Below are 4,364 nucleotides of genomic sequence, written 5' to 3' on the forward strand. Positions count from 1 at the left end.
CAGTGCGGCCGTCCTGCCCTGGACGGTCGAGATGCTGGGGTTGAAGGATGTCGACGCGCTGCTTGGGCTGGCAAAAACCGTTCCCGACTCGGCGGGCGTTTCGCTCGTTCCGGCACATGTCGGCTTGGGCGCGCCGCACTGGCTTCCGGACGCTCGGGGCGTGATCAGCGGATTATCGTTCGGCACCCGCCCGGCGCATATCGCGCGCGCTGCGGCCGAAAGCATGGCGCTGCAAGTCATGGATGTCTTCGACATTATGAGCGAGGCGGGGGGAGGTTTGGGCCGGCTGTTCGTCGATGGCGGACCGAGCCGCAATGCGTTCCTGATGCAGATGGTCGCCGACTTTTTGCAGTACCCGGTCGTGCCGGGCCATAGCAGTCGATCATCGGCCGCAGGCGCCGCCCACCTTGCGGGACTTGCCATCGGTTTCTGGTCGGACGCGGCCGAGGTGGCCGGGCTGGCAAAGCACGATCCGGCCATTGCCCCTTCCATGGCCGCTTGCGTCCGGTCGATGACGGTCGATGCCTGGAAGAATGCGATTGCGAGATCGGCACTGGATGTTTAGCACAGATTAGCCAATGTTATCATGGAGCTAATGCCGTGTCCCGCGTGAACGAACTCAGACTGATAGCGCGGATCGCCCAGATGTACCACGTTGAAGGTGCGCGTCAGGCCGACATCGCAAAGCGCCTGCGGATTTCTCAGGCCACCGTCTCGCGGATGCTGAAGCGGGCGCAGGAAGAGGAAATCGTCCGCACGACCGTCCTGGCACCAAGCGGAACCTACGCTTGGCTCGAAGCCGCCATGCGCGATGCCTTCGACATTGACGAAGCGATCGTCACCGAGTGCTCCGAGGACAGCAACGGCCCAATCATGGCGCGTATCGGAGAGGCGGCCGCCCATTTTTTGGAGACCACGCTGCAAGCCGGCGAGATCATAGGCGTTTCCAGCTGGTCCGAAACCATCCTGAAGATGGTGGACAACATCCACCCCATGAGGAACGGGCGGGCCAAGGCCGTCGTCCAGACGCTCGGCGGGATCGGAGATCCGACCGTGCAGAGCCATGCGAACCAGCTCACGACGCGATTGGCGAAGCTGACGGGCGCGGAAGCGCATCTTTTGAGCGCACCGGGCGTTGCCCAGTCCAGGGAAGCAAAGCTCATCCTTTTGGGCGATACCTATGTGCGCGAGACGATCGACCGTTTCCAGCAGATCACCCTTGCGATCGTGGGCATCGGTGCCATTGAACCATCCGACATGCTGGCGCGATCAGGCAATGTGTTTTCCTCAAGGGAGCTTGCCGCCATCAAGGAGGCCGGAGGCGTCGGCGACATGAGCCTGCGCTTTTTCGACCCCGAGGGTGGCCTCGTCAAGACCCCGCTGGATGACCGGGTCATCGGCATGAGCCTTGAGGAACTGACGCATGTCGACCGCGTGATCGCGCTTGCCGGCGGCGGCTCGAAAACCGAGGCCATCCTGGGTGCTCTCAGGACCGGTGTCATCGATATCCTGATCACGGACAAGTTCACCGCCGCGCGACTGGTGAACGCGGACCTTTGACGAAAAGCGCACCGGGCGCGCCCGCGCGCGGCAGCCCCTGCAATGAAAACACGCCTGCATGTTCCAGCGGGAAACCACGGCAATGTGGTCCGCTCCGCAAAATCGCAAGGTGGGGTGCGCGCTTACGATGTTCTGCGTACGTTCACGTTGACCCTTTCAGGAAAACCTAGCTATCTCCCAAATTCGCCGTCCTCGGGATCGGTTTGGGACGGCAGGGTTGTAGGTTCGAATCCTGCCGCTCCGACCATGCATCGAGGCGCGTCTCGGAGGTAATGGCCATGAGCAGCGTACGCATATACAGCCCGGCAAGGACCGCCATGCAGTCCGGCAAGGCCAAGACCGGCCATTGGATTGTTGAATTCGACCGCGAGCAGCCGCGCCGGGTCGAGCCGCTGATGGGCTATACGTCCTCCGCCGACATGCGCCAGCAGGTGCGGCTGCGCTTCGAGACCAGGGAAGCGGCCGTCGCCTATGCCGAAAAGCATGGCCTGGCCTACCGGATCGAGGAGCCGCAGATGCCCAGGCGTCGCAATCAGGCCTATGCGGACAATTTTAAGTACGATCGCCGCACGCCCTGGACACACTGAGCGGAACGCGGACCGCCGCCGGCACGATCGCCGCGATTGCTTCGCGGCCTTGCGCGCATCTATATGCCACCGAATGGACCCGTAGCTCAGCTGGATAGAGCAGGTGACTTCTAATCATCAGGTCGCAGGTTCGAGTCCTGCCGGGTTCGCCAGCATTTTCAAGCCTTTATGGCGCCTTGTGAAAAGAGTATGAGGTGAATGTGGGCCGTCTCGCCGTCCCACCTTGCATCTCACCTCTTGATCAGCGGGTCGCGCCCCGCTGACGCGGCCGTGATCCGGTTTTGCTTGCGCCTGCCGCGATCTCCACCCTAGATTGCTTCTCAATCGCAAACACCAGCCAGGCACGGCACCGTCGCCGCTGGTGCGAACGGTGCGGCGGGGCGACCGGCCGCCGCGACCGGGCAGGGGCGAGGGCATTGGCCGTGCCGCTCGGCGCGCCGAACGGCGCCCGGGGAGGACATTCGATGACCATCCATGCCGTCCGCCTGGACGACACCTACACCGCGCGCGAGGGCGCGGTGTATATGAGCGGCATGCAGGCGCTGGTGCGCCTGCCCATGGCGCAGATGCGCCGCGACCGTGCCGCGAGCCTGAACACGGCCGCCTTCGTGAGCGGCTATCGCGGTTCGCCGCTGGGCGGCTACGACCAGCAACTCGTCCGGGCGAGGGCACATCTCGATGCCCATGACGTGACCTTCCAGCCCGGCGTCAACGAGGAACTGGCCGCCACCGCCGTCTGGGGCACGCAGCAGGTCGGCCTTTCGCCCGGCGCCAGAAAGGACGGCGTGCTCGGCATCTGGTACGGCAAGGGACCCGGCGTCGACCGGTCCGGAGACGCCTTCAAGCACGCCAGCGCGGCCGGAACCTCGCCCCATGGCGGCGTTCTGTGCCTGGCCGGCGACGATCACACCTGCAAGTCCTCGACCGTGCCGCACCAGTCCGACCATGCGTTCGCGGCCGCGATCATACCGTGCCTTTACCCTTCATCGATCCATGAGTTCGTCGAACTCGGCCTGCTCGGCATCGCCATGTCGCGCTTTTCGGGTCTTTGGGTGGGCATGAAGTTCATCTCCGATACGGTCGAGACCACGTCGGTCGTCGACCTTTCGGGCGAGGGCCGCCGCTTCGTCCTTCCCGACTTCGACCTGCCCGCGGGCGGGGTCAATCTCAGATGGCCCGATCCGCCGCTGGTCCAGGACCAGCGCTTGCAGGAGGTCAAGCCCTACGCCGCGCTGGCCTTCGCGCGCGCCAACCGCGTCGACGAGATCGCCATGGATTGCCCGGAAGCGCGGTTCGGCATCGCCGGGTCCGGCAAGGCCTATGAGGATGTGCGCCAGGCGCTGTTCGAGCTTGGTGTCGGCGAAAGGGAGGCCGCCCATATCGGCCTCAGGCTCTACAAGGTGCGCATGACCTGGCCGCTGGAGCCGGAGGGCATCCGCGAATTCTCCAAGGGGCTCGAAGAGGTGCTCGTCGTCGAGGAGCGGCGCGAGATCATCGAGCACCAGATCAAGATGCACCTGTTCAACTGGCGCGCCGACGTGCGCCCGCGCATCGTCGGCAAGTTCGACGAGGACGACCGGCCGTTCCTGTCGCTTTCCAAGGCGCTGTCCGTCGGCGCGGTCGCGCGCGGCATCGCCGACCGGGTCCTGCGGCTCGACGGCATCGATGACGGCCTGCGCATGCAGATAAGGGCGCGGCTCGCCTATCTGGAAGAGCGCGAGCGCTACGCCGAAGCCCATGTGCCGGCGGTGATCCGCCAACCGCATTATTGCGGCGGCTGCCCGCACAACACATCGACCAGGGTGCCGGACGGCAGCCGCGCGCTGGCCGGCATCGGCTGCCATTACATGGCCCAATGGATGGACCGTAACACCGAGACCTTCACCCAGATGGGCGGCGAGGGCGTGCCCTGGACGGCGGTCGGCCGCTATACGGACGAGCGCCACGTGTTCGCCAATCTGGGCGACGGGACCTATTTCCATTCGGGCATCCTGGCGATCCGCCAGTCGGTCGCCGCGGGCGCGACCATGACCTACAAGCTGCTCTACAATGACGCCGTCGCCATGACCGGCGGCCAGCCGCTCGACGGCACGCTCACCCCGCAGCAGCTTACCCATCAGCTTCACCCTGAGGGCGTGTCGCCGATCGTCCTGATGAGCGACGATATCGGCGCCTATGGCGCGCCGGATCTGGCGCCGGGCACCGATATCCGCCATC

The 4,364-nt window shown here is 65.1% G+C and carries 4 protein-coding genes and 1 tRNA gene; all 5 read left to right on the forward strand.

From position 1 onward, the window contains the following. Positions 1-565 (forward strand): FGGY-family carbohydrate kinase (locus AC5E6L_RS14415; protein WP_491774205.1); only part of this gene is annotated, 565 nt, incomplete at its 5' end. A 35-nt stretch (positions 566-600) separates the two neighbouring features. Then, positions 601-1,560 (forward strand): sugar-binding transcriptional regulator, encoded by a 960-nt coding sequence (locus tag AC5E6L_RS14420; protein ID WP_491774211.1) that lies wholly within the window; start codon positions 601-603, stop codon positions 1,558-1,560. 278 nt (positions 1,561-1,838) lie between these two features. Then, entirely contained in the window at positions 1,839-2,147 is a 309-nt protein-coding gene (locus tag AC5E6L_RS14425; protein ID WP_491774207.1) for an ETC complex I subunit, read from the forward strand. Between the two features lie 75 nt (positions 2,148-2,222). Continuing rightward, a tRNA-Arg gene (locus AC5E6L_RS14430) sits at positions 2,223-2,299 on the forward strand. A gap of 312 nt (positions 2,300-2,611) precedes the next feature. Continuing rightward, the coding region (locus tag AC5E6L_RS14435; protein WP_491774209.1) for an indolepyruvate ferredoxin oxidoreductase family protein at positions 2,612-4,364 on the forward strand (1,753 nt) is incomplete at its 3' end.

The organism is Roseitalea sp. (assembly GCF_984466335.1).

Coding starts and splice junctions, on each gene's coding strand:
- AC5E6L_RS14425 (WP_491774207.1), top strand. CDS start 1,839: ATGAGCAGCGTACGCATATACAGCCCGGCAAGGACCGCCATGCAGTCC.